The following is a 26,910-nucleotide window of genomic DNA, read 5'->3' as shown; positions in this document are numbered from 1 at the left end:
ACGTGCATCATGCTATTTGTTTTGACCCGCACATAATGGACTGTCTGGGCTTTGACCTTGCCACTCTGTTGGCGTATAGGCGTGAATGGCTAGCGCATGTACCTGACCGCCTTGTGAGGTTAATAGGGAATTGACTAACCCATATATTAGTTGGTGACGCCCGACCAGTCGCTTACTTTCAAAAGCATCACTGACGATAGTCAGTTTGAAGTGGCTCTCTTTGCCTTCAAAGTAGCCAGCATGGGACATCGACTCATTGATTAGCTCGATATACTGCGGCTCTAGCGCTTGTAGTTCAGTATGAAGTGCATCGGCGGTAGGTGTGGTACTCATAACAATCCTTCAATATATATTGCCCAAGTCTATTGGCAATCTGCAAATGATATCTACTGGCATTATAGCAGAGACAGCAGTCGGTATAGCGTACGATTAAAAAGCATACAATGCCTAGCGCCAAGTAAAAAAGCAAAGCACGGCGCACTGGCTGTACTTTGCTTTTATAGACTATATACACTTAGCTTCTTAAGTTTAGCTTCTTGAGCTTCATCTCTTGAGCTTTGCCTCTTAAGTATGCATCAGAGTAATTAATCGATCAGGTATTAACGACGCGATCGTTGGTACAGTGGCGTAACCTTTGGCATCAACGACTGTAGCTCAGAGATACGGCTGCTGCTCGTTGGGTGAGTGCTCAAAAATTGAGGTGGCTCGCCTTGGCTGGCACGCTGCATTTTTTGCCATAGCGTAATAGCAGCTTGCGGGTTATAGCCTGCACGCGCCATTAACTCAAGTCCGATTTGGTCAGCTTCGCTTTCTTGAGTACGACTGTGCGGACGGCTCAACCCTAGATCACCAGCTACGCTTGCGATCTGAGCTTGACCTTGTGATAGACCAAAGATGCTAGCTGCCACACCGATACCTGTCTGAGTGGCATACTCGCGTGAGATACGTTCACGTGAGTGCTCGCGCAATGCATGAGAGATTTCGTGACCCATAATAGCGGCAATCTCGTCATCGGTCAGGTTTAGACGATCGATAATACCTGAATAAAACATAACCTTACCGCCTGGCATTACAAAGGCGTTTAGCTGATCAGATTTGATTGTGTGGACTTCCCACTGCCATTTTGCCGCATCTGTACGATAAACACCTACTTGACCAACCAAACGATTCGCGATGTTCTTTAGGCGATTGAGCTGAGCCGTGTTGGTATCTAACACGCCTTTTGATCTTGCTTCTTGTAATGTCTGCGCGTAGCTCTGTGCTGATAGCTGTAGCACCTGCTCGCTAGAGACCAATAATAACTGCTGGCGATCAACACCAACGGCACCCGTATTGGTGGTACTCGTACAACCGGTTAATGTCAGTGCCGACAACGAAGCCGCCATCACTGTGGTGGTCAATAATTTTTTCATAAAAATATCCTCTCGATAAGCGGTAAAATTAAAATCATACAAAATAAATAACAGTAAAATAGATGACAACGCTGTTTGTTATTGCTCTTTTATTGACGTTTGTTCATCCATATAGATAGTGAAAGTCTACCTGAACTCTTATTGTAGATAAGTATAATAATGTTAACTGACTAAAACCAAGGTAGAAAAAGTAACAATAGAGCCTATGATTGTAAGTGAGCAAGATGTTGCTGTGAGTAAGGTCTGATTTTGCTTCTTTTTTATAAGAGTTGTATTAGTCCATATGAAAGAAAAGTACTAGATGAATAGAAAGTTGTAATAGCAGGAAGCATCAGGGCGAGACTGTAGTTTGTGATATTTAATGCAAAATAATTTATATTTTTTAAAAATAAATTATTTTGTTAAATCAATTGTTTGTGTCTATTTACCTAAACTATAGGGGGCTTAGTTGATAATATTAGATATAAATTTTAAAAAAGGTGTTGACACATACAGAATATTTGCTAGAATAGCCAGCCTATCGAGACGAAGTAGTTGTTAACAACACGACGATCTGATAATAAGCGGGAATAGCTCAGTGGTAGAGCATAACCTTGCCAAGGTTGGGGTCGAGAGTTCGAATCTCTTTTCCCGCTCCAAATATGGCTTGAAAAAGCGCAAAAAGCCTCACTTCATAGTGAGGCTTTTTTTTATGCTTAAAATTTGTCTTGAAAAATAAGCTAAGCAGCTAGTAGAGACATAGCAAGTCAAAATGGAATTTCTACAGAGCAAAAGAGAGTAGCCGTCATGATCGCGACAGATCAGGCGTATAAACCTAGACATATACGTAGTTTAAACCTGTAGGCAACATAAGGGCACCTCATGCCACCAAAACCCCTCACCGAGATCAGCGCCAAGCTCGCCTTTATTATATCCGCCATCGTCATCGCTATTATGGGCATCACCATGATTGGCTTTGGCTGGGTACCGCACCTGTCTCTTATCCTTGCCATCTGTGTATTGCTAGCTATCGGTATGGTTAAAGGACTCAGCTTTGATGACATGCAAGCGCAAATGGCCTCAGGTGTCATGCGCGGTATCGGTGCCATCTACCTATTCTTCTTTATTGGTCTTATGGTGGCGGCTCTCATGATGTCAGGGGCCATTCCCACGCTTATGTATGTGGGCTTTCAGCTGATATCGCCTGAGTACTACTATATCTCTGCCTTTGTCTTAACCTCTATTATCGGTATTGCTCTAGGCAGTAGTTTGACGACTGCTGCCACATTGGGTGTGGCCTTTATTGGGATGAGTAACGCCTTTGATGCCAATGTGGCTATAGCGGCGGGGGCAGTAGTATCAGGCGCGTTCTTCGGTGATAAGATGTCGCCCTTGTCTGACACCTGTACCATTGCGTCCTCAGTGGTGGGTATTGATTTGTTTGAGCACATTCGTAATATGATGTATACCACTGTACCGGCATGGATACTGACAGTCATCTTGTTTTGGATGTTCTCAGGGCAGACGACCAGCGCTGATCTGAGTCAAGTGACTATATTACAAGGACAGCTGATAGACAGTGGTTTGGTACATGGGTATTCGGTACTACCCTTTGTGATATTGGTAGGATTGGCACTGTTTCGGGTTAATGCGATTTATACGATTATTTGTACCATAGCAGCAGCACTAATCATCACTTATGTACACAGCTCGCCAAGCTTTGGTCAGTTGGGTGGGTATCTGTTTGCAGGATATGCACCCGCTGAGTCATTAGAGCTAGGGGAGGTCGGTGGTATGCTGTCGCGCGGCGGTGTACAGAGTATGTTCTTTACCCAGGCGATTGTGATACTGGCACTAAGTTTAGGTGGGTTACTAACGGCATTAGGGATTCTGCCAGCACTGCTGTCAGGTATTAAAGAGACACTGACCACTTCAGGACGAGCGATCTTTGCGGCGGCGATGTCGGCGCTCAGTATCAATGTATTAATCGGTGAGCAGTATTTGAGTATTCTATTATCAGGTACGGCCTTTCGGTCGACGTTTGAGCGCCTGCAATTGCATCCGAAGAATTTGTCGCGGACGATTGAGGATGCAGGAACGGTGATTAATCCACTGGTGCCTTGGAGTGTGTGCGGGGTGTTTATCAGTCAGGCACTAGGGGTGCCAGTATTAGAGTATCTACCTTATGCGTTCTTCTGTTATTTGTCACTGTTACTGACGCTGCTGTTTGGCTTTACGGGGCTGACGATTAGTCGGATGAAAGAGGGTAAGAGCATTGAAGCGTAACCCTTACAGTTCTATTTAATAGTGCTATCAATACTCATCCCAATAGGGATGATCGCCGAATCGCTCTGCAATAAAGTCAATCAAATAACGACAACGCTGCGATAAGAATCGGTTTCTTGGATAAACGGCATATGCTTTTAACACAGGCAACTGGTACTGCTGGAAGACAGGTACGAGTTCACCTCGTGCCAGTTCATTGTAGGCAATAAACGTGGGCACAAAGGTAATGCCGTGTCCCTTTACCGCCAAATCAACTAAGAACTCGCCATTAGTGGCTTTTATTTTGGCATCGATAGTACGGTAATGTTTTTTGCCCTCAGCATCCACTAGCTCTATACTGTTCGTCTGACCAAGACTATATTGCAACAGCTCATGATTGTCCAAATCATCTAGTGTTTCGGGTACACCCATCCTTGCCAGATAGTCAGGACTGGCACAAATCACACAGCGTATCAACGCCAACTGTTTTGCCTGATAGCTAGAGTCGCGCAGATCGCCGATGCGAATTGCCAACTCATAGCCTTCTTCAATCAAGTCGATACGCCGATCAGAAAAATCTAAATCAAATCTTAGGTTGGGGTGCTGATTAGCATACTCATCAATCACATCATTTAGATGCCTGACTCCAAACGATAATGGTGCTGTCATTTTGAGCGTGCCTTCGACACGCATAGGTGCATCGCTGGTACGCTCGTTGACCGCATCGACTGCGCGCAAGATATGATTTACCTGCTGATAATACTGCTCACCTGCTTGAGTTAATTTAGAGTGGCGAGTGGTACGGCTGATCAATTGGCTGCCTAGGCGTGTTTCTAATTCTTTGAGGCGGCGACTCACGGCTGACTTTGCGATATTTAACTGCTCAGCCGCTTTGGTAATGCTACCTGCTTCGACAATGCGTACAAACATCGCCATATCTTCTAGTTGTCCCATTATCGGTACCTTATGATTGTTCTAAAAGTGAGAATAGTTAATTGCATTTATCCTTGTTTATCTCTTTGTAGTCAACAATTATAATGAATCTATTGTTCAATGACGTTAATTAATAATAAATACATAGCTGATAAACGTGTTGATAGCTAAGGATAAATTATGAAAACGATCTATCATGCAGCAGACTCACGTGGTGATGCCAATCATGGCTGGCTCAAAAGCCGTCATAGCTTTAGCTTTGCTAACTATCATAACCGGGAGCGTATGGGGTTTGGTGCTCTACGTGTCCTCAATGATGACTTTGTCATTGGTGGTCATGGGTTTGGTAGGCATTCGCACCGTGATATGGAAATCATCAGTATTCCTTTATCTGGCAAGCTTGCACACAAAGACAATATCGGCAATGAAGGCATGATCGAGACTGGTGAGATCCAAGTCATGTCAGCAGGTACGGGCATTACTCATAGTGAAATGAATGGTAATAATGAAGAGGACATGGCGTTTCTACAAATTTGGGTAATACCAAATAAAATGAGTGTGGCCCCTCGATATCAGCAAATACCTATGGGCGATATCATGCAACCCAATGCGTTCAATCAAGTGCTGTCGCCTAATGCTGACGATGCAGGCGTTTGGATTCATCAAGATGCTTGGTTTAGCATAGGGGAATTTGATAAAGGGGTGATGAGCAGTTATCAACTAAAAAACCCTAGCAACGGTGTCTATGTTTTTGTTATCAGTGGTCAAGTCGTGATAGATAATAATGTTCTGGCCAGTCGAGATGGTTTGGGTATTTGGGATACTGAGAGTTTTACGATGGATGTGCCAGCAGCTGCAACAGTATTGGTGATGGAAGTACCGCTTTTTTTATAAGAAGTACTGCTTTTTTATAGAGAAACGATAGCGATCAACAACTCATTATTAATAACCGTATTGATGTTATAGATACCAAGAGGTGGGTCATGACTATTAGCACTTTAGAGCCACGATTGACAGATGTTGGCGGCGTTCCTATCGCTCGATTGCTACCGAACAAAGGCAAACAACCCATCGGTGCTTGGTGCTTTTTGGATCATGCAGGTCCGGTCGAATTCGCGTCAGATGATTCAGGGGTGCAAGTTGGACGTCATCCGCACACCAATCTACAGACCTTTAGTTGGATGATAGAGGGTGAGATATTACACAAAGATAGCTTAGGTAGTGAGCAAGTCATCACCAAACACCAAGTTAATGTCATGACGGCAGGTACTGGACTGAATCAAGGCATCAGTCACACAGAACAAAGCGTCTTTTTACGTGATGATGTAGGCGATACTGACTCAAGCACAGCTATACGCAATATGAACATGGTACAGCTGTGGATAGCCCTACCTACTGACCAACAGATTGAACGCAGTTTCAATCATTATCCAGAGCTGCCAACATGGACTGAAAACAATGTTGAGCTGACTCTGACCACAGGTGACTATACAGCTGCCTCAGGCGAGCACTATCAAGCGCCAACATTGCAGTACTCTAAGATGGTCGGTGTCGATGTGCACTTCCTAGAAGATGGGGATGTGACACTGGATTTAGAAGCCAGCTTCGAGTACGGTGTTTTGGTTATTATTGGTGAGCTGGAGTCCGAAGGTAAGGTCTATCAAAAAAACCAGCTGTTACGTTTTCATCGTACAGATGTCGCCAATAGTACCAGCATAAGATTGGTAGCAAAAAAAGGCACACGTCTGATGTTTATTGGCGGTGAGCCTTTGAATAACAAGGTACTGCTGTGGTGGAATTTTGTCGCTGACAATAAAGAAGCGCTCAAGCAATCGATTAGCGATTGGAACAATGGTCATGAACGCTTTGGTGAGATCGATTCTGATATGAACCGTCTTGTGGCGCCAGAATTGCCTGAAGGGTTCAAAGGATAACGTCACGAATGATAGTTTCCATCCAACGAACACTCATAATTTTTTTTGATAAAAACGACATATGGGTTTAATACCATTAAGCCTATAATAAAGAAAAAACGATAACTTATACCAACAACTATTAATATTAACAACGTGGAGCAACACTATGTCAGACCTAAAAACATTACAGCAGTTAGCAGAAAAACGCCGTTCAATCTATGCCCTTAGCGACCAGCTACCAGTATCTAATGATGAAGTTGTAAAAGTAGTGGAGCATGCTATCTTGCATACACCATCATCGTTCAACTCACAGTCAACACGCATTGTGGTGTTATTCGGTGATGACCATCATAAATTGTGGGACATGACTGAAGATGCATTGCGCGTAATCGTCGGTGACGAGGAAGCATTCAAATCTACCAAAGATAAAATTGCTGGTTTTAGAGCGGGTGCTGGTACGGTGTTGTTCTTTGAAGATCAGGCTGTCGTCAGAGGCATGCAAGAAGCGGCACCTTTATATGCTGATAATTTTCCGATTTGGTCAACCCAGACCAATGCAATGCACCAGTACGTTATTTGGACGGCGCTTGCAAGTATTGAGGTTGGCGCAAACTTACAGCACTACAATCCAGTGATTGATCAAAAAGTTGCAAGCACTTGGAACATCGATGCAGACTGGGAGCTCAAAGCCCAGTTGGTATTTGGTAAAATCGAGCAGCCAGCAGGCGATAAAGCGTTCAAGCCAGTTGACGAGCGTCTAAAAGTTTTTGGTGCTTAAAATATAGGGCGTTATTGTTTTTACTTAAAAAACGTCCTAGATTAAGTACATATAAAAAAGCGCCACCTGATTGTTAGGTGGCGCTTTTTTTATTGATGATAAAGGTTAAAGACGGCGCAGCGATACTGAATGTTTGCAAAATTTGGTATTTACGAAATTCATCAGCCAGAATAATAGCTATTTGCGCTGCATTAAACTGTCGGCTACCCATGCTGGACCGATCATCAAGAACTGTAGATCTTTAAAGAATGAAGGTTTTTTGCCTTCGATTTTATGACCGATGAACTGCCCAATCCAAGCGACGATAAAGACAGCTGCCCATGCCTTAAATCCCCAAGGCATAGCTGCCATTACTGACAAACAGATAAGAATAAACATACCCATCGCCAAAAACAGCGGCGTCGATAAGCGCATATAGAACAGTAGCACTAAGGCGCTGAGCACTAAGGTAAACCAAACAGACAGTGACATGCCCATACCTAACAGGCTGACAAAAATCGTTGGTACACATAGCCAATGGATTTTCTTATTGACCAAGTTCTGATGACTGACAGAGTACTCACTAAGCCATTGCTCAAGCGTACGCTTAGACATTTTGGGTTGATGACGTGACATACTAACCTCCCTGTTAGTGATTAAAATAGAGGGCTGATATTTGTTACTCACTCAAATATCAATATGATGTTTGATATCAGTTGTAGCATTAATCGCGTGTATCTACCATTTTATCTCATAGACGGTACAGTCAAATTTGGACAGGTTGCTAATGTCATGTTGGCAACATTTGACTCAATATTTTATGTATTTTCAAATCTTATGTGTCTTAAAGTCTAATACAGTTTTTTGTAACTGATGTTATTAACCGCGTTCGCTACGATGCCACTCGTACAGACCGACGAATGCATTGACCTGATAAACCATGGTTTGAATAGCAAAAATATAGTTACCAGACATGAGATTCACAATGAGCCAGACAAAGTTCACGATGATCCATAGCCACCAGTTAAACGAGTAACGCAAAATCATGGCAGCCTGTGCAGTAATAGATAACACAAATGCAATGACGTTGATCCAAAAAAAGGAGATAAACCCTAAAAATTTACTGTTGTCATCTTCTACGACCGCATAGCCATAGCTCGTTAGCAGATCGTTGATAGTAGGGAATAGCGCAAGACCAATGATGATAAATGTTGCAGTGATCAACCAAACCGCTTTGCTCGCTGACTTGGGGATCATATCGCCATCAGGATCCGTGTGCTTGGACCAATAGAAAATACCGTAGACGTGTGTAAAAAAGTTAAAAAGTGGTGCCAGCATTAAGCCCACTGCGCCAGACGTTGCCTGTACGATAACCTCACCTGCGGTTGCCCCCATCCCAAAACCATTGCCCATGACGTTTTTGCGAAATGATAGCGAGACCACACAAACCAAGCCAATAAATGAGACAGCCAAATAAAACCAATCAAGCGTGGTATGGTCGGTGGTGAGCCAAAACCCTGCGGACAAGGCAATGACCCCGCAAATAAACCAGATGATAATCCATTGCATTGCCCATTTTCCGGTAATGTTGTCCAATAGTTGAATACGCATAATTTTTTCCTCTAAAATAAATACTAATATCAATATGTTGCTAACTTTCATGCGCTAGCTGAATAACATGCGCTCGTAAATAAATTATTATAAATATACTCTGAATTTTTTATGGCTTTTTGCCATAGACATGTTGATCGATAAACAATAACGCTTGTTGATAACGAGCATCATAATCAGGCTGGTCTATCATATGCGGTATGATATCGTGACGGGCAAAAATATCTACCAGACGCTGTTCAAACCGTCCACGTGCCTCAGGCGTACCCAAAGAGCGCATGCCATCATCGATCCACGGCGTATTGTTATCCAGCATAATGGTGTGGTCTACACGAAACTCATCAATACAGGCAGCCACAAAAGGATGGGTGCGACCCTCGTACTCTTCACAAAATGCCTGCGTGGTCACAAAGTCAGTATCAACGATGGTGACAGGCGCAGTTGCATGGACTTTGGCTTCTCGTATCGCCTGGGCATGATCAAGCGAAATCGGCCCATAGTCACTATACTGTAAGCCAACTTCGCTACCACCCAAGTCTGTGCCGACATACAAACGACCCATCTCCAGTGCAAAGCTAGCACCGTAATAATTAGCCAGCTTATGTACCAGTGTCGTCTTACCTGAGCTTTCCCCACCAACGATAGCAACGGTCTTGGTATAGTTAGCGCGGGCTTCTGGATGAATCGCTGACCAGTGGGCGACTGGATCACGAGCAATCGCATAAGAGTCAAACTCAGGTTGTAGCGTAGTGGTGATAACTGGAAACAGTAATTGATCCTGTATATCGCTCTGCGTAAGGGGGTGGTTTTCAGCTATGAACAATACGGTCTCTGCAGGTAGTGTTAGTGCGTCTATCAAACGCTGCAATTTAGCGTTGCTAGCAGCCACATCAATACGGATATCCTCACTACTATCATAAAGATGCTCATGAAGAGGCAACTCGAGCTCATTAGTCGTATGAATATGAATAAATGGCAGGTCTGCACAGGCCATCTGTAGCCAGCGTGCCTTATCTTGTAACGTAATAGCAAAATCTGGATGCGGGGAAGGATGCGCCATAATGACAATGTGTAAGGTTTTTGCCTGTCCTGCTGCTTCTAATATGCTACGCATTTGCCCCAAATGTAGCGGCTCAAAATGTCCAATCATCAATCCCGTATCGTACATAGTCATCCTTATTTTTGTTTTATCTTTATAGTCTGTCTCAGTTTTGTGATGAGTTTTCTAAAGTCTGAGTTGTTTATCAGCATGGTATAAAGGTTTGGGTGGATTTGCAGGTAGGTTATTGTAACCCTGACCTATATCTGACTTTTTTGCATATTATTCTATCTTCAACTTGCTATTTTGAATGGACAGTTTATTGAATCTATCAATGGCAAGTTGGGCGTGGCTTGCTGGTAATTTACTGGTAACTGGTTGGGCAGATGAAGATTTTTTGATAGCTATTGATGGTTATTTTCGTTATTAAATTACTGTTTATCTCTTTGATTAAATTAAAAAATAATAAGAATTGGAAGGTGTTGTTGTAAGGATTAAGCAACAAAGGTGATTTTGAAACATTTTGAAATAACTATTTAAAATCAGGGGTTTGCGCGCAGTTATGACAGATTAGGGTAAGCTTAGGTATCATAAACTCACAAAGTACGTCTACAGCGTCAACAGATAAATACTAAAGAGTTGATATACTTATTCATAAGTTAGCAACACAAAGTTTTTTTGACATATAGAAAAAAGCAAAAAAAGAATAAACATATAAAAACAAACGTTAGAGAGGTATTTAGTTTGGCTAAGTTAGCAAAATTACATCGCTCACAAAACAATCGTATGATAGCGGGCGTAATGGGCGGGATCGCAGAGTATGTTGGTTGGTCGCCAACGTGGGTTAGATTGCTTTTTGTGATTATCTCATCGTTGAGTGCAGCAGTACCTGGTATCTTGATTTACCTCATACTGTGGATAATCATGCCAAAAGCCAGCAGTGGGTCTTACCAGTAAGTGTGTTTTGGCAGGTTTTGAAATTAGAATTTAAAAGCGCTAAGTTAAAACGTTAAGTTGTAAATGCAGTTAAAAGAACAGCAGTACCTTAAAAATAAAAAGCCTGAATAATCAGGATGCCCAAGATACAACTTTCCTCCTGCCCGAATGCTCACGCATTTGGGTATTTTTTTGTCTATCTTAACCATATCTCTAACCACATCTTTTAATGATAATTTGCCTTTCGTGATTATTCGACCAAAAAACAGTCATATAGCGACGTGTTTGTGTTCACAATGCAAATTTAGTTGACGTAAATATGGATAAAATAGTCAATTTTTAGTAAGGTGAGCAGGCAAATAGAGTCGTTGCCAAAATGCGTGGCGAGTGCTATCAGAGATTTAGTTAATAATACTCATTTCACAGTGGCTTTACTATGAATACCCAAACTATGACATCCGAAGCGACAACCCCAATGACACAAGATAAAAACTCTCAACCGATGACCTTTCAAGACTTAATCCTAACCCTGCAGAATTATTGGGCTGATAAAGGCTGCGTTATATTGCAGCCTTATGATATGGAAGTCGGCGCAGGCACTTTTCATACGGCAACTTTTTTGCGCTCGTTAGGTCCTGAGCGTTGGAACGCAGCTTATGTACAGCCATCACGTCGTCCTACCGATGGGCGCTATGGTGACAACCCAAACCGCTTGCAGCATTACTATCAGTTTCAGGTGGTGCTAAAGCCAAATCCACCTAACATTCAAGAGCTATATTTAGACTCACTACGTGCCATTGGTATTGACCCGTTGGTGCACGATGTGCGTTTTGTGGAAGACAACTGGGAATCACCGACGCTAGGCGCTTGGGGCTTGGGCTGGGAGATTTGGCTAAACGGTATGGAAGTGACGCAGTTCACGTACTTCCAGCAAGTCGGCGGTATTGAATGCTTCCCAGTGACAGGTGAGATTACCTATGGTCTTGAGCGTTTGGCTATGTATGTGCAAGGCGTTGATAGCGTTTATGATTTGGTATGGGCAGATGGTGAGTTTGGCCGTGTTACTTATGGCGATGTGTTCCATCAAAACGAAGTTGAGCAGTCGACCTATAACTTTGAGCACGCTGATGTGCCAATGATGGGCGAGATGTTTGACTTTTATGAACAGCAAGCCGACAAGTTAGTCGAAGCTGGCTTGCCATTGCCTGCTTACGAGATGGTATTAAAAGCCTCTCATGCGTTTAACTTGCTTGATGCCCGCGGTGCAATCTCGGTCACAGAGCGTCAGCGCTTTATCTTACGTGTGCGTACGCTTGCGCGCAAAGTTGCCATCGGTTATGTCGAAGCTCGTGCCAAATTGGGTTTCCCATTGGCAGATGAAGCACACCGTGCCGAGGCACTTGAGAAGTATCTGCCAAAAGAAGCAGCAGACACTGACAACAATCAATCTACTAATAAAAAATAGGAGCATCCCATGAGTACTATTCTATTTGAACTGGGGTGTGAAGAGCTACCTCCAAAAAGCCTAAAGCCATTACGTGATGCCTTACAAGCCAGTGTCACCCAGCAACTGACTGACGCTGATATCAGCTTTGACAGCATCAAAGCCTTTGCCGCGCCGCGCCGTTTAGCGATTCAAATCGAGGGCATTAGCGACAAGCAGCCTGATCGTACTGAGCAAAAACGCGGACCAGCAATCAAAGCCGCTTTTGATGCAGAGGGTAATCCAACCCGTGCAGCCATGGGTTTTGCCAAAGGTCTAGGTATTGACGCCAGCGAGCTTACGACGATTAATACCGATAAAGGTGACTATGTCGGCTTTGAGCAAACAATCACTGGTCAAGCAACTACGGAGCTACTGCCAGCTATTTTTCAGACAGCATTAGATAGCCTACCGATAGCCAAGCGTATGCGCTCAGGTAGCAGCCGCAATGAGTTTGTCCGTCCCGTACAATGGGCAGTATTGATGCAGGATGCTGCTGTTATTGATGCGACTATTCAAGGGCACCAAACAGGCTCGCAAACTCGTGGCCACCGTTTCCACAGCCCTGACTATCATAACATCGCTCATGCCAATGAATATGAGCAATTGCTAGACAGTCTAAAGGTCGTGGTAGATTTTGATAAACGCCAAATGCTGATCAATAACCAAGTCAAAGCATTGGCAGGTGAGGTCAATGCGGACGCTATCGTACCGCAGGACTTGCTGGACGAAGTGACCGCGTTGGTTGATTTTCCCATTGCACTAAGAGCGAGCTTTGAAGCGCGTTTTTTACAAGTGCCGCAAGAAGCGCTTATCTCGACTATGCAAGCCGATCAAAAGTATTTTTGCTTGACCGACAAAGCAGGTAAGCTGCAGCCGTATTTCATCTTTATCACTAACATTGAATCAAAAGATCCTAACCAGATCATTGAAGGCAACGAAAAAGTTGTGCGTCCACGTTTGGCTGATGCTGAGTTTTTCTTCTTACAAGATCAAAAGCAGCCATTGTTTGCGCTCACAGAAAGCCTAAAAACGCGCGTATTCCAAGACAAATTGGGTACGATTTGGGAGAAGTCTGAGCGTATTGCTAAGCTTGCAGCATTTATTGCTACTTTGATGCAGCAGCAAGGTCACGACATCAATGTTGATGACACCGTACGCGCTGGTATTTTGTCAAAAGCAGATTTGGCCAGCTCGCTCGTTGGTGAGTATCCTGAATTGCAAGGTATCGCGGGCACGTATTATGCGCGTTTGAATGAGGAGCCTGAAGCAGTTGCGGCAAGCTTAGAAGAGCAATACCTGCCCAAGTTCAGTGGTGATGTGCTGCCGCAAACACCAATTGGTATTTGCTTAGCATTGGCTGATCGCTTAGATACATTGGTTGGTATTTTTGCCATTGACCAAGCACCAACGGGCTCAAAAGATCCGTTTAGCTTACGTCGTTCTGCCATTGGTATTTTGCGTATTTTGATTGAAAAGCAGTTGCCGATTAATTTGGTAGCGCTCGTTGAGCAGGCGATCAAAGCCTATAGCAATGCCGAAGGCAGCAAGATTGCTAAGATGGGCGATACCTTTACTCAGGTCATGGCGTTCTTAAACTCGCGCTATCGTGCGATGTATACAGAGCAAGGCGTCAGCGTTGATACGATTCAGGCAGTGCAAGCGATTAATCCGCATATGCCGCTCGATTTTGATCAGCGTATCCGTGCCGTACAAGCATTTAGCGAGATGTCACAAGCGTCGATGTTGGCTGACTCTAATAAGCGGGTAGCCAACATATTGGCCAAGTCAGAAACCGAGGTTGCTGACACGGTTGATGAAGCGCTATTGTCTGAGCCTGCTGAGCAAAATCTATATGCAAATGTGAAGCAAGCACAGACGAGGGTACAACCGTTGCTTGAGCAAGCAGACTACACCCAAGTATTGCAGACATTAGCGAGCTTAGATGAGCCACTGACACAGTTCTTTGATAATGTCATGGTCAATAGCGACGATGCAACATTGAAGAATAACCGCTTGGCACTATTAAAGCAGGTTCGCGCGCTGTTCTTGACTGTAGCTGATATCAGTGAGTTACAGCTGTAGCGGTTAATCTTTAATCGTAGATTTTGATAAAAACTGGCTCAATGTGGCCAGTTTTTTGTGGTTATAGACCAGCGTCATTTTCTATTGTCATGGGTTGTTACCTACGGTCAATGGTAATTAAACGGTAAAGGCATTGTGCCATTACCATTATTGACGGTAAAATTTACGTTACCAAAGCGTATGAAACAGTCATTAGCGTAGCCAGTTTTTGTACAGCTATTAGCTTGGTTGCTTTTGATAGCCATCACGCTTATCCGTAATCAAAGGAGCACAGCCGTGTTTGCCGTTATTATTGTCATTCTCATTATTTGGGCGTCAATGTGGGCTTTTTATAAGTTTATGTACCCACGAGCACCCAAAAGCATGATGCCACAAGAAGGAGATATCACCACACCGCGACAGTGCAATTTTTGCGGTCATAGTTTGGCTGAATATCGCGGCGTACTTGAAACTAAGCCTAGCTTAGGAACAACTAGCGATGGTGATACAGCAGCTGATATTGCAGGCAGTCAGGAGTTGTTTTTTTGCAATTATGAGCATCAGGCGGATTTCCATGCGGGCAAAACCTATCAGCCTTACTCATAATTAGGGTCATGACAGAGCAATGCTTGGTCGCATAAAAAAGCGCTTAGTCGTCATGTCCTAAGCGCTACTATACATTATCTATCAGTTTATAAAATCGAGTGTGCATCTTTCATGATTTTATTTAGCAATGCTTGTGATTGTTTCTCGTGTTGCAGGCGATCTTCATCGCTTCTCTGATTGGCATGGATTTTTTCGTATAAGTTCAAGCAGCACAGTACTAGTATGCTTTCTTGACTCAAGCTTGGCGCTTCTCTTTTTAGGTCAAGTGCATAGTTGTTTATATAAGAAACCGCTGATAGTAGCTCTTCTTGCTCATGTACAGGACAAAAAATAGGGTAGGTAACCCCTGCAATCGCAATATCTACTTTTTTGATTTGTGGTTCAGGTGTATTCGTTGTCTTGGTATTGGCTTTCGCTACTGTACTTGAGGCGGCGGTCCCTGCTTGAGCTGATTTTTGGGCTGGCAATCCTTTGCTTGGTGCTTGAGAGTGCGGTGTTGGGTTGTTTTTTGGCTGCTTTTCTATTGATTTGCTTTGGTCATCGGTCATGATAAATCCTACAATGTCTGGTCAGTGAAATGAGTGATGTGAGATATAACAAGTGGCAGTTTGACAAACAGTATCTCTTTGCATGCTACCTCTACTAGAGGGTGAATTAGCCCTCTGCCTGATCGATACGAGTTAGGCGTTGTAATACCACTTGCGTGCGCTCAGCTGCCAGCTGATTTTTCTTTTGTAGCTCACTGTTTTGATGTTTGATATCGCTGTACTGCTGCTTTAGTTCATTATTATGTTTTTGCAGCTCGCTGTTTTGTTGTTGTAGTTGGCTGATTTGTTTTTGCAGCTTGTCTTGTTCTTCACCGATCATATGATGCGCTTCAGCGAGACTTTGATAGCGTTTGTCGAGATCATTCAGTTGTTTTTTGGCTCCATCACGTTCGCTATGGCTACTATCAAGCTGAGTCTTTAGGGCGGTGACTTCTTTTGCATCAGTAACAGGGTTTTGTTTTAGGCTGCTAAGTTCAGCACTGACAAGCTGATACTGTTTTTTGATGTCTAGTACCATTTTTTCTAATATTCTAAGTTGATCATACATAGTCAGTTTTTATCCTTAACAAGTAAGCGTGAATGAATTTTGTTCGCTGCATTTAATAATGCCATAGGTGACCGCATAATATCTATATCAACAAAGTAATTACAAGCACGAGATTTGGTCTTTTTACTTTTATTTACCGGTAATCTGTCCCCGACATTTTATCGAGTTTCTTTTTATTTTATGAGTCATACTCAATTACTAGGACATCTGTTATGAACGATAATATTTCTGGCTGGAATACTTGGCTGACTGCTTTTGATGACTGGACTGATGTGTCCATCAGCGAAGTGCATGGCTTGATGACAGGGCTTATGACCGCTTGTAATGCACCTGACGAATCGACATGGGCAAAGGTGTTCGAAGAGCTGAGCTTTGCACCACTACCAGAGGCTGCATTGACCTTGTTGGCAGAAGAAGCAGAGGACACCGTGTTTCAGTTAAAAGACAAAGATGATGCCTATGCGTACATGCCGCTTATCCCTGATGATGAACATGATTTGTACGAGCGCGTGATGGCATTGAAACAGTGGTCGAACGGGTTTATGACCGGTTTTGGTATTACCGATTGCGGTTTGACCAGTGAAGAGAACGAGATGCTCTCAGATTTGGCTAAGATTGGGGCGATTCGTTTAGAGGAAGACGAAGACTTCGAAGGTGGGGAAGAGTCTTATCTTTATATTTACGAGTTTGCCCGTATGGTGCCAGTGAGTTTTGCGACGCGTAAACGCAAGCATGTGAAAGACATTGCGTTGATTGCTGGACTGTCTATCGATGCTAAAACCACCAAAGAGCTACAAGCAGAAGGCAAGTTACCAAAACCGATGCCACCAGTGCTTGACGTGATGAATCAGAATAATCCATCATAAGACGAATCTGATCAATCATAGTTTGTGAGAATTAGTTTTTAAGAAGTAGTTTGTGAGAAATAGCTCTTAAAAATCGTAATAAGGATATTTTATGATCCAAGATACTAATGACAATGCTAGCAATGACGAACAGTTAAGCCATGCTACGCACCCGAGTAATAGCCTTGATTGGCTAACGCGCTTGATCGCCTTTGACACGGTCAGTCGACATTCCAACTTAGCATTGATTGAAGACGTGCAAGCGTACTGTGAGCAGTTGGGTTTGGCGGTGGATTTGACCTTTAACGAGGCAAAAACCAAGGCTAACTTGTTTGTGACCGTACCCGCTGGCGAAAATGCTAACCAAGTAAACAATGGTCTTGTGCTGTCTGGTCACACTGATGTGGTGCCAGTCGATGGTCAAGACTGGACATCAGAGCCATTTACCGCGACGATACGTGGTGACAAGCTATACGGACGCGGTGCGTGTGATATGAAAGGCTTTATCGCTTGTGCGCTGACGATATTGCCACAAGCCGTGCAGTTATCGAATAGCGGTCAGTTGCGACGTCCATTGCATTTGGCACTGTCGTTCGATGAAGAGGTAGGCTGCTTGGGCGCACCATTGATTTTGGCAGACTTAAAAGCGCGTGGCATCACGCCTGATTACTGTATCGTCGGTGAACCCACCAATATGGCGATGGTGGTCGCACATAAAGGTATTGCGGTTTATCGTTGCCGTGTCCATGGCAAATCAGCGCATTCGTCTTTGATCGCTCAAGGGGTCAATGCAATCAGCTATGCCAGTAAGCTGGTGGGCTATGTCGATACGCTAGCCGAAGAACTGAGCGCTCGTGACGACACTTTAGAAGACGGGGATGCATTGTTTACGGTGCCTTATTCTACCTTATCAGTAGGAACGATACACGGCGGCACAGCCACCAATATCGTGCCCAATCTGTGCGAGTTCACCTTTGACTATCGTAATCTACCGCACATGACGCAAGACGATATATTGGTACCGATTCAAGCAAAAGTCGCTGAGCTAAATGCCCAAATGCAAGCACGTGCGCCTGAGACGGGCATTGAGCTGATGCAAGAAGAAAGCGTCCCTGCCATGACCGATAGCGATAGCGCTGAATTACAATCGTTAATCGCTGCGCTGACAGGGGATAACGAGCGTCATAAAGTCGCTTATGCCACAGAAGGCGGTCAGTTTACCAATGCAGGTATTCCAACGATCATCTGTGGTCCTGGTAGTATTGAGCAAGCGCACAAAGCGGATGAATATGTCGAACTCATCGAAATCGAACGCTGTGATGCTTTTTTGCAAAAACTACTAACGAGCTGCACAAGTAAATAATGTATTAAAATACTAAACATATGTATATAATATGAGCAAGTACAAATAATACCGCCTAAATGGCGGTATTTATTTTTTGGCAGTGTAGCGGATCGCATCAGAGCCGCTGATATATGAACAGTAGAGGTGGGTTGATGTCTTGGCATCTGTTTGCAGTATTTTTCGCAAGTACGTTTTTGATTTCCGCAACGCCAGGTCCCAATATGTTACTGGCATTCCAGTATGGCATGAACTATGGCGTGAAGCGGACGCTATGGACGTTGGCAGGGCTGAGCCTTGGTTTGTTTATATTATTGCTATCAACGCTGCTGGGACTGGATGTGATCAGTCGTCAGTCACCGTGGCTACTGACCATTATCAAAGCCGTGGGTGCAATATACCTAATCTACTTGGGTATCAGCTCATGGCGTGATGCAGGCTATGGCAGTTTGATGAGCGATGCCAAAGAGTTGAGTGCGGAGGTAGAGGCCGACTATGCGGACTATGCTACCTCAGAAGATAGAGTTGATGTGCCAAAGCCGCGTTCGCTCTCTAGTGCAGCTACTAAAATCGCACCAAGTAACACAACCTTGTTTCGTACTGGTGTCTGGGTATCTTTATCTAACCCAAAAGCTATCTTATTCTTTGCGGCATTTTTCCCTAAGTTTATCAATTTCAGCGTACCACTATGGCCGCAATATGTCCTATTGACCATCGGCTTGTTTTTAAGCGAAACGATTTGGCAGATCGTATATACGTTAGGCGGCAAAAAGCTGGCAAGTTGGCTCGATGTGGGTAATCGTTTAGCATGGCTCAATCGTGGTTGCGGAGTAATATTTATCATTATTGCAGCTGCTTTATTAGCTGAAGTGATAAATAGTTTTATAGCTTAAAAAATACTGGTAAGATTTTAAATTAAAGTGATTAATCAAACACACATTCATTAAGTTATTTTCTATACAAGCCAAATTAATTATTGACTTTAATTTTTAAATCGTTATTATTAGCTCATTGATTTATACTGCTTATCTTTCATAAGCGATAAATCGTTTCAATTAACCTGCTATTGTCGCCATGACATTAGCCACAACCTATGGAGGAATCATCGTGTCCTATATAACTACCAAGACGTTTTTAAAGATTGAATGTGTAAACTACATGACAGCAATGACACCCTCGAAAAGGTTTGGCTAAATTTTTATATAAGCTATTGAGTGATATTCCATCTATCGATATCAACGAATAGCTTTCTGTATCTACTTGCGCTATCTCTTTTCTAAGTCTACTGTGCCAAATTTGCTCTGCGATTGTGCTAAGCCATATTGCGCTTGCTGTTATCTGTTTGCCTAACATTTTTCTTTACCGTTATTGCTAATAAAGCGACTCAGGCTATGATTTAGCTAAAGCTTTTCTATGCGTATAATATTTACGCTGTGGCCGACGGTTCTGATCTATATTATCTTTCTTTAAAATGTCTATAATAAATTAACCATGAATTTTTATTGATTTTTTAATTAATAAGAACACGGTTTTTTATTGCCTAAATTTTATAATTTATTAATTTTATTTATCATTAAACTTTTTGTTTAATTGAGATAGATAAGTAATTTCTAAAAATTATAAAAACTGGTAATGATAAAAAATGTATGGTTATTAAAATAATAAAATGGAAATAACAAATTATGAGCATTCAATTAGTATTAAACGAAAATCGGAAACACGGCGTACCAGTCAAGATTTACACCACCGATGTTGAGCAAGGTGCCATGCAGCAGTTACGCAATTTAGCCCAGCTAGAGTTTGTGCATTCACACATTGCAGTGATGCCCGATGTGCACGTTGGCAAAGGTGCGACAGTCGGTAGCGTGATTCCGACCAAGTCAGCCATCATTCCTGCCGCAGTTGGGGTAGACATTGGCTGCGGTATGAACGCAGTACGTTTGTCCCTGACGGCAAGTGATCTGCCTGATAACTTAAGGTCATTGCGATCGATCGTTGAGCAACAAGTGCCAGTCGGCTTCAATATGCACAAGCAAATCCAAGCCAAAAACTCAACGCTTGATCCATTGGGTAAACGCCTAAAACCGATTACTGATAAACACCCAGGTTTGCTTAAAATGCTTAAAGGTTTTGAGCGTACTTGGGCGAAGCAGCTGGGAACACTCGGCGGTGGCAATCATTTCATTGAGCTGTGCTTGGATGAGAACAATGATGTCTGGGTGATGCTGCATTCTGGCAGCCGCGGCATCGGTAATTGTATCGGTCAGTACTTTATTAATCTTGCAAAAAAAGAGCGTCAATCGCGCTTTGGTCATGTGCCAGATCGAGATTTGTCTTACTTTGCCGAAGGGTCTGATAGCTTTGCTGATTATGTTGAAGCGGTAGGCTGGGCGCAGGACTACGCGCTTGAAAACCGCCGCGAGATGATGCGTCTCGTCATTAAGTCATTACAGTCGCCACAAGCAGGATTGCCACGATTTAAGCTGACCAAAGAAGCCATTAATTGTCATCATAACTATGTCAATGAAGAAGTGCATTTTGGTGAGCAAGTCTATGTGACCCGTAAAGGCGCGATCAGTGCTTATGCAGGTGAGCTTGGTATTATTCCAGGCTCTATGGGCGCAAAGTCTTTTATCGTACGTGGTCTAGGCGAGGCAGAATCTTTTTGCTCATGTTCACATGGAGCAGGACGACAGATGAGCCGTGGTAAAGCCATACGAGCGTTCACTATCGATGAGCTAAAGGCGCAGACGGATGGAGTCGAGTGTCGCAAAGATAAAGGCGTCATCGATGAGATACCCGGCGCTTATAAAGACATCGATGAAGTGATGGCCAATCAAGCTGACTTGGTCGAAGTGGTGCATACGCTTAAACAGGTCATGTGTATTAAAGGCTAACAAGTAAAACCATAGCGAGTCACGACGGTGTCAATCGAGCTAAATGTACCAAGTATACTATTTGCGCTCGATTTCCTAGCCGTGGTTTCACTATGGGGTCACTCGAATGTATAAAATAGATTTAGAGTTATTAAAACATAGGTAACAATATGAGCTTAAAACAAACCTTAAAAAAGGCCAAACAAATTGAGAGGCGATTAGAGCAGCAGGCTGTGACAGGTGTGCAACACTCGCTAGGCACAGTCAAGCCGCGTAATTATCTAGCGCTTGATCCATTATTAAGAAAAGGTGGTATTCACGAAAAAGAAGACATCGATCTTGTCCGCAAAAAACGCCGCCGTGAGACCAAACAGCAGCTACGGCAGACAGATTGGTTATCAGAATAGTGATGGTTAACATTCACGCACAAAAAAGCCGTTCGCTATTAGTAGTGAACGGCTTTTTTTATTCTTACTCAAGCTTATAACTTAACCATTGTTACCTTAACCACTACGCCAATACTTCGATTAGCTCACCTTTAACCATGTGCGGGCTGACAAAATCGGTAATACGTACGCTCACAAGTTTACCCAACAGCTCATCCATTTTCTCAACATCATGAGGGAACATGACCGTACGGGTATTATCTGCAGTACCGATTAAGCAATCAGGATGACGGTTAGCAACTTGTTCAACCAAGACACGTGTCGTAGTACCGACCATTTCTTGAGTTTTGGCAAGTGTTGAATCAATAATGACTTTCTGGAATTCAGCCAAGCGTGCCTTTTTAGTCGTAAAGCTGACATCATCTTGCAACTCAGCGGCTGGCGTGCCTGGACGTTTAGAGTAGATAAAGCTGTAAGAGTGATCGAAGTTCAACTCTTTCGCCAAGTTCAAGGTATCTTGGAAGTCTTGTTCGGTTTCACCAGGGAAGCCAATGATAAAGTCGCTCGACAAGTGGATGTCTGGACGAATGGCTTTGAGCTTATTAATCTGATTGATATACACATCAATGGTATGGTTACGCTTCATCGCTGCCAAGATAGCGTTTGAGCCACTTTGAACCGGTAGATGTAAGTGTGATACCAGCTCTGGCAACTGTGCATAGGCATCAATGATGTCATCAGTGAACTCTAGCGGATGGCTGGTCGTATAGCGAATACGCTCGACGCCATCGACATGCGAGACATAATGCAACAGCTCAGCGAAACGGCAAATACTGCCATCGTCTTTTTCGCCGCGATAGCCGTTGACGTTTTGACCCAATAGGTTGATTTCACGGATACCTTGCGCCGCAAGGCTGTCAATCTCAGCCAATACGTCATCGAGTGGACGTGATAATTCTTCACCGCGCGTATAAGGCACCACGCAAAACGAGCAATATTTTGAGCAGCCTTCCATAATAGAGACAAAGGCTTTGTAGCCTTCTACTCTTGGCTCAGGCAAAAAATCGAACTTTTCAATACTAGGGAATGACACATCAATCGTGCCAATACGGTTCTTTGGTGAAATCTCACGTTGCTCATGTGATTGATCATATAGCTCTGGCAGGCGATGCAAGGTCTGCGGGCCAAATACCATATCGACGTAAGGCGCACGTTTTTGAATGTTATCGCCTTCTTGTGAGGCTACGCAGCCACCGACGCCAATGACAAGGTCAGGACGTTTTTCTTTTAGCTTGCGCCAGCGACCCAATTCTGAAAAGACTTTTTCTTGCGCTTTTTCGCGGATAGAGCAGGTATTCATCAGTAGCACGTCGGCCTCATCGATATCATGAGTGACTTCCATACCATGTGAGTCGCCTAGCACGTCTAGCATTTTGCCAGAGTCATAGACATTCATCTGGCAGCCTTGGGTAGTGACGAAGACTTTTTTGGTCGTTGATTTTTCGACGGGTGCTTGGGCTGAACTTTGCTCTTTGAGTGCGGTGACAGCACGTGCAGTGACAGTCGTCTCAGCAACAGCATCGTCATCGATGCGGGGATTGAATACAGTAACACTCATAAGGATAAGTCCATGATTGACCAAAAATATAGCGGAGTAGCCGATTAACAGGTGGCGTATTTTATCACAACCTGGTACCAATGTGAAAAATTAGCATCGCCTATCAGCCGTCAATAAGACAAATAATTCACAGTAGTATCAATTATTTACTACTATGAATGGGGGTGTTTACCGAAATCAATACTCTTTATCACTTCTATGTTACACCGTGCTGTCCTATTTATTAACAAAAGGTAAAGGAGATAGTTGAAAGCACAATGAGTATAGTATGATGACTGCTATACCCTTGGCGGTACTTAGCGAACCGTTATTCAAATACTCGTAGAGAGACAATAAAGAGAGTCAGTATGACAAAGTTGCGTGTTGCTCATAGCATCAAGGATGAAGAATCTACCAGTCAAAAACAGATGTCAAAACGACTTACAGTGGGGACGTTGCGCATGAGTGCACTCAGCGTGGCGACCGCAGTGAGCGCGCTTGGTGTATCGCAAGTTGCCTGCGCGGAGCTGACGTGGGGTGATAACGAGAGTTACCAACAAGAAAGTAACTACCAGCAAAATTATCAGCAAGACACCAGTATTGATTCATTTATGGGTGCTGCAATTGCTGCAGACCGTGGTGACGTGAGTGAGCTCTATAACTATGAGCAAGTCATGAGCGGTGGTTTGTTTGCCATGTATCCTACTTATTGGCGTATGAATCTAGACCTGAACTCACAAAGCTCAGCGGCCGTTTCACAGTTTGTGCGTCAGTATCCAGACACGGTGATGGCGGAAAAACTAGTGGCTGACTATGCTGAAACTAAGGCTGGTTCTAATGATTATGCCTCGGTCAGACAAGTTGCAAATCTTATTACCAATGCAGACGCAAGCGAGCGCTGTGCGGTTGCGCTTGGGTTCAACAATGGCGGTGATACCATGCGCGCTATGGCAGCCAAGTCTGATGTTTGGCTGACTACCAAAAAGCAGCCTGCATTGTGCGATCAGTTAGCGATGGAGATGAATAATAATGCGCTGATTAGCAATCAGGATCGCGCCTCTCGTCTCAAGCGTATGCTACGCACTGGCAAAACAGGCGATATCATGGCATTGTCCTCACGCTTAGGTACTCCGATTGCTTATTCGGCGCTGAGCGAAATTCAGCTCAATCCATCATCGTTTTTTAGTCGATTTGGTCGTGAACCTGCCAGCCAGACCAATCAATATCTGTATTTATACGCAATCGGCCGAGTCGCTGACAAATCTTATCGCGAGGCGGCGATCCAGTTAGAGTTTGATATTAGACAAGACAATCAGCGCTCAGTCAGACTATTAAACGACGAAACCCGCCGCTATGCGTATCGTACGCTTGGCGTCAAGCGCATGAACCACAATACAGATGATGGCTTTAATGCTGAAGCAGTGGAGTGGTTTCGCAATAGCTTAGACAATGATTTTAACTTTGAAGAAGCAGAAGACTATGCCATGGCGGCAATTCGTTTCGGTCGCTGGGATGACGTCGTAGAAGCCATCTCAAAAATGGATGGAGAGACTCAGAAAGAAAGCCAATGGCAGTATTGGTTGGCTCGTGCTTATGAGCAATCAAGCGATAGTAGCAAGCGCAATACTGCCAAAAAAATGTATCAAAATATCGCAAAAAGTAATGATTACTATGGCCTAATGGCAAAAGATAGAATCGGTCAACGTTTCGATGCTAGCCGTCTCGGTGGTAGTAACCTGCCTAATGTCAGTACCGCTGACCGCGCTCGTGTCATGCAAGATGGCAACTTTGCTCGAGCTTTTGCCTTGTACAATTCTGATGCTAGCCGAGGGTATGCCAACCGCGAATGGAACTGGGCAGTAAAACAAGCACGTGATAAGCGTGATGACAACTTAATCATTGCTGCTGCCCGTCAGGCCTATGATATGGGCTGGCTCGATCGAGCGATCTATGCGGTGGATAATACCGATAGAGTCGATAGCTTAGCGCTTTCGCATCCAATGCCGCATCAGAGTGCAGTGGTACGTTATAGCGAGTCAGCGGGCATTGATCCAGCGTGGGCTTATGGCATCATGCGCCAAGAGAGTCGTTTTGTGACCTCTGCGCGCTCAAACGTTGGCGCTAGTGGCTTGATGCAGGTTATGCCTGATACCGCAAAATACATCGCTCGTAATCTGGGCGAGACTTATAGTGCGAGCCGTGCCAATAGCGGTGACACCAATATCCGTTATGGTACGTGGTACATGGGTGATATTTTAGGCAAGCTCAACTATCAGCCAGTATTGGCAACGGCAGGTTACAATGCCGGTCCCAACAATGCTAAACGCTGGCAGCCACTCTATGGCTCTATCGCTGCAGATCAGTACGTTGAGTCGATTGCATTTCCTGAAACGCGCAACTACGTCAAACACGTGATGGAAAACGCCACTATCTATAGTAGCCTTTTAGGTCGTAGTCAGCCAATCAGTCAGCGTATGGGTACAGTGCCTGCTTCATTTTAGCCAGTGATGTTATAAACAATAAACCACTAATAATTTTTTGTTAGTGGTTTATTTTTGTACACTATATTGTTTGACCAGTGATGAATGACTTTATAGACCGTTATTTTATATGTAGTCGTTTATCAGTTGTTTCATACATAATCATCTGATAAATACCTGTCTGATCAGTACGCAATTCTTGACGAAGGCGACAACGTTTACGTTTTTGCTATAGATTAAAAAAGACGTTTTGTTAACATTACTTTAGTTAGTGTCCATATTTTTTCAGCCTTACTCTGAAGTTGTGCTATGTTTGATGTTTTGGACACGGTGATTCGAGTAGTATTCTATGTTTTACCACTGCTAATTACCTTCAGTCTTATGATCAAAGATTTTTTCAAACTGTCCGTATCATCGAGAGCTAACTATTCATTACCGACTCAAGCGCAGCCGTTATTACATATGAGAACACAACCAAACGCAAAAGTTAAAACATCCAGTTCCTTAGAGCAGTTTCGTACGAATTTGATAGGCAGGCAACACATGAATAACATTAATACGACTGCGAGCTTCGGTGCCTTATTACTTATACAAGGCCTTATGCTGATGCCGGCACATGCTGCTAGCACGAATAAAACAGGTCAGCGCGTATTGATGATCGAGATGACACCTGCATTATGTAGTATGCAGCCGACCAGAGCTCGCATGCGCCAGTGTCTAGAAGGGTACTCATTGACAGTGTCAGGTTTAGACATGGGATACGGTGAGCGTTGTGGCCGCGGTAGTGAACCGCGATTAACGCCTCTACAATTAAAAGTCGTCAACCGTATCATGCCCGATACGACAGTAAGAAGCCAAACGTGGCAGCGTTACGGCGCGTGTAGTCCACTCAGTGCTAGCAGTTACTTTCGCCAAATCACCAACTATGCAGGCGGGCTAAAGCTACCTAATGAGCTAAATACGGGTAACAGCTATACGGTTTCTAAATCACGGTTTATCAGTCAAATGACACGTCTGAACAGTGGCATGTCATCGAGTAGCGTTGATCTTATCTGCCAAGAAGGCAGTCGGCGTCAGTCAATTTTGACTGATATACATGTCTGTTATGAAGGCAGCCGTTTTGACTCTTGTCAAAATGTTGTAGATAATTGCGGCAGCCAATTTATCATTTCAGGGGGCAGATAGGCTTTTTTTGTCCATTTCTGAGATGCATTTTTTAGTCTCATTCCCATTGCTGCTCGATCATGTTTGGCAATATTAAATGTCTGTTTTTGTCGTCATGTTATCT

Annotated in this window: 24 protein-coding genes and 1 tRNA gene; 16 read left to right on the top strand and 9 right to left on the bottom strand. The window is 43.7% G+C overall.

The annotated features are described in order from the left end of the window. Positions 1–12: 12 nt before the first annotated feature. The gene (locus tag AC5JPY_RS05590) at positions 13–333 is read right to left on the bottom strand and encodes a BolA family protein (RefSeq protein ID WP_443525689.1); all 321 of its coding nucleotides are present in this window, start codon (positions 331–333) and stop codon (positions 13–15) included. A 266-nt stretch (positions 334–599) separates the two neighbouring features. Then, the gene (locus tag AC5JPY_RS05585) at positions 600–1,412 is read right to left on the bottom strand and encodes a M48 family metallopeptidase (protein WP_443525690.1); all 813 of its coding nucleotides are present in this window, start codon (positions 1,410–1,412) and stop codon (positions 600–602) included. Between the two features lie 563 nt (positions 1,413–1,975). Here AC5JPY_RS05585 and AC5JPY_RS05580 point away from each other — a divergent pair. Together AC5JPY_RS05580 and AC5JPY_RS05575 are read left to right on the top strand one after the other, a co-directional pair. Next, positions 1,976–2,050: transfer RNA gene (locus AC5JPY_RS05580), tRNA-Gly, on the top strand. Between the two features lie 223 nt (positions 2,051–2,273). Next, positions 2,274–3,677 (top strand): Na+/H+ antiporter NhaC family protein, encoded by a 1,404-nt coding sequence (locus AC5JPY_RS05575; protein ID WP_443525692.1) that lies wholly within the window; start codon positions 2,274–2,276, stop codon positions 3,675–3,677. Positions 3,678–3,704: 27 nt separating this feature from the next. Here the strand turns inward: AC5JPY_RS05575 and AC5JPY_RS05570 are convergent, their stop codons facing one another. Further along, the gene (locus tag AC5JPY_RS05570; RefSeq protein ID WP_443525693.1) at positions 3,705–4,610 is read right to left on the bottom strand and encodes a LysR family transcriptional regulator; all 906 of its coding nucleotides are present in this window, start codon (positions 4,608–4,610) and stop codon (positions 3,705–3,707) included. A gap of 159 nt (positions 4,611–4,769) precedes the next feature. On the opposite strand from AC5JPY_RS05570, the gene AC5JPY_RS05565 reads away from it, so the two are divergent. The 3 genes from AC5JPY_RS05565 (at position 4,770) to AC5JPY_RS05555 (ending at position 7,283) form a co-directional block, all read left to right on the top strand. Further along, complete coding sequence (locus AC5JPY_RS05565) at positions 4,770–5,483, top strand: pirin family protein (protein WP_443525695.1); 714 nt, start codon at positions 4,770–4,772, stop codon at positions 5,481–5,483. A gap of 89 nt (positions 5,484–5,572) precedes the next feature. Then, complete coding sequence (locus AC5JPY_RS05560) at positions 5,573–6,523, top strand: pirin family protein (protein ID WP_443525697.1); 951 nt, start codon at positions 5,573–5,575, stop codon at positions 6,521–6,523. Between the two features lie 148 nt (positions 6,524–6,671). After that, positions 6,672–7,283, top strand: coding sequence for a nitroreductase family protein (locus AC5JPY_RS05555; RefSeq protein ID WP_443525698.1), 612 nt, complete (start codon positions 6,672–6,674; stop codon positions 7,281–7,283). A gap of 177 nt (positions 7,284–7,460) precedes the next feature. On the opposite strand, the gene AC5JPY_RS05550 is transcribed toward AC5JPY_RS05555, so the two are convergent. From AC5JPY_RS05550 to nadR, 3 genes are all read right to left on the bottom strand, one after another. Continuing rightward, entirely contained in the window at positions 7,461–7,898 is a 438-nt protein-coding gene (locus AC5JPY_RS05550; RefSeq protein ID WP_443525699.1) for an Mpo1 family 2-hydroxy fatty acid dioxygenase, read from the bottom strand. A gap of 243 nt (positions 7,899–8,141) precedes the next feature. After that, on the bottom strand, positions 8,142–8,873 hold the full coding sequence (gene pnuC, locus AC5JPY_RS05545) for a nicotinamide riboside transporter PnuC (RefSeq protein WP_443525701.1): 732 nt from the start codon (positions 8,871–8,873) through the stop codon (positions 8,142–8,144). Between the two features lie 109 nt (positions 8,874–8,982). Then, positions 8,983–10,047, bottom strand: a complete 1,065-nt coding sequence (gene nadR / locus AC5JPY_RS05540) for a multifunctional transcriptional regulator/nicotinamide-nucleotide adenylyltransferase/ribosylnicotinamide kinase NadR (protein ID WP_443525703.1) — start codon at positions 10,045–10,047, stop codon at positions 8,983–8,985. Positions 10,048–10,656: 609 nt separating this feature from the next. Between nadR and AC5JPY_RS05535 the strand changes: the two genes are divergently transcribed. The 4 genes from AC5JPY_RS05535 (at position 10,657) to AC5JPY_RS05520 (ending at position 15,001) form a co-directional block, all read left to right on the top strand. Beyond that, entirely contained in the window at positions 10,657–10,869 is a 213-nt protein-coding gene (locus AC5JPY_RS05535; RefSeq protein WP_443525704.1) for a PspC domain-containing protein, read from the top strand. Between the two features lie 481 nt (positions 10,870–11,350). Further along, positions 11,351–12,313, top strand: coding sequence for a glycine--tRNA ligase subunit alpha (gene glyQ / locus AC5JPY_RS05530; protein ID WP_443526048.1), 963 nt, complete (start codon positions 11,351–11,353; stop codon positions 12,311–12,313). Positions 12,314–12,322: 9 nt separating this feature from the next. Next, positions 12,323–14,416, top strand: coding sequence for a glycine--tRNA ligase subunit beta (gene glyS, locus AC5JPY_RS05525; RefSeq protein WP_443525705.1), 2,094 nt, complete (start codon positions 12,323–12,325; stop codon positions 14,414–14,416). A 276-nt stretch (positions 14,417–14,692) separates the two neighbouring features. Continuing rightward, positions 14,693–15,001, top strand: a complete 309-nt coding sequence (locus AC5JPY_RS05520; protein ID WP_443525707.1) for a hypothetical protein — start codon at positions 14,693–14,695, stop codon at positions 14,999–15,001. 86 nt (positions 15,002–15,087) lie between these two features. On the opposite strand, the gene AC5JPY_RS05515 is transcribed toward AC5JPY_RS05520, so the two are convergent. Then, positions 15,088–15,549 (bottom strand): cell division protein ZapA, encoded by a 462-nt coding sequence (locus AC5JPY_RS05515; protein WP_443525709.1) that lies wholly within the window; start codon positions 15,547–15,549, stop codon positions 15,088–15,090. A 106-nt stretch (positions 15,550–15,655) separates the two neighbouring features. Continuing rightward, a complete protein-coding gene (locus AC5JPY_RS05510; protein WP_319051389.1) occupies positions 15,656–16,096 on the bottom strand; it encodes a hypothetical protein in 441 nt (146 codons plus the stop codon). A gap of 212 nt (positions 16,097–16,308) precedes the next feature. Between AC5JPY_RS05510 and AC5JPY_RS05505 the strand changes: the two genes are divergently transcribed. The 5 genes from AC5JPY_RS05505 to AC5JPY_RS05485 all read left to right on the top strand — a co-directional run bounded on the left by AC5JPY_RS05505 (position 16,309) and on the right by AC5JPY_RS05485 (position 21,566). Then, positions 16,309–16,962, top strand: coding sequence for a UPF0149 family protein (locus AC5JPY_RS05505; RefSeq protein ID WP_443525711.1), 654 nt, complete (start codon positions 16,309–16,311; stop codon positions 16,960–16,962). A 91-nt stretch (positions 16,963–17,053) separates the two neighbouring features. After that, positions 17,054–18,304: an acetylornithine deacetylase gene (argE, locus tag AC5JPY_RS05500; RefSeq protein ID WP_443525713.1), complete on the top strand. Its 1,251-nt coding sequence runs from the start codon at positions 17,054–17,056 to the stop codon at positions 18,302–18,304. 134 nt (positions 18,305–18,438) lie between these two features. Beyond that, entirely contained in the window at positions 18,439–19,176 is a 738-nt protein-coding gene (locus tag AC5JPY_RS05495) for a LysE family translocator (protein WP_443525714.1), read from the top strand. Between the two features lie 789 nt (positions 19,177–19,965). Continuing rightward, entirely contained in the window at positions 19,966–21,180 is a 1,215-nt protein-coding gene (locus tag AC5JPY_RS05490) for an RtcB family protein (protein WP_443525716.1), read from the top strand. A gap of 149 nt (positions 21,181–21,329) precedes the next feature. Continuing rightward, the gene (locus tag AC5JPY_RS05485) at positions 21,330–21,566 is read left to right on the top strand and encodes a hypothetical protein (RefSeq protein ID WP_443525717.1); all 237 of its coding nucleotides are present in this window, start codon (positions 21,330–21,332) and stop codon (positions 21,564–21,566) included. Positions 21,567–21,669: 103 nt separating this feature from the next. Here the strand turns inward: AC5JPY_RS05485 and miaB are convergent, their stop codons facing one another. After that, complete coding sequence (gene miaB / locus AC5JPY_RS05480; protein WP_443525719.1) at positions 21,670–23,163, bottom strand: tRNA (N6-isopentenyl adenosine(37)-C2)-methylthiotransferase MiaB; 1,494 nt, start codon at positions 23,161–23,163, stop codon at positions 21,670–21,672. A gap of 347 nt (positions 23,164–23,510) precedes the next feature. Between miaB and AC5JPY_RS05475 the strand changes: the two genes are divergently transcribed. Both AC5JPY_RS05475 and AC5JPY_RS05470 read left to right on the top strand, forming a co-directional pair. Next, a complete protein-coding gene (locus tag AC5JPY_RS05475; protein ID WP_443525720.1) occupies positions 23,511–25,643 on the top strand; it encodes a lytic transglycosylase domain-containing protein in 2,133 nt (710 codons plus the stop codon). A gap of 522 nt (positions 25,644–26,165) precedes the next feature. After that, positions 26,166–26,807: a T2 family ribonuclease gene (locus AC5JPY_RS05470; protein ID WP_319051396.1), complete on the top strand. Its 642-nt coding sequence runs from the start codon at positions 26,166–26,168 to the stop codon at positions 26,805–26,807. Positions 26,808–26,910 lie beyond the last annotated feature (103 nt).

It is taken from the genome of Psychrobacter sp. H27 (assembly GCF_059072655.1).
This window is presented reverse-complemented; position numbering and strand designations above follow the sequence as displayed.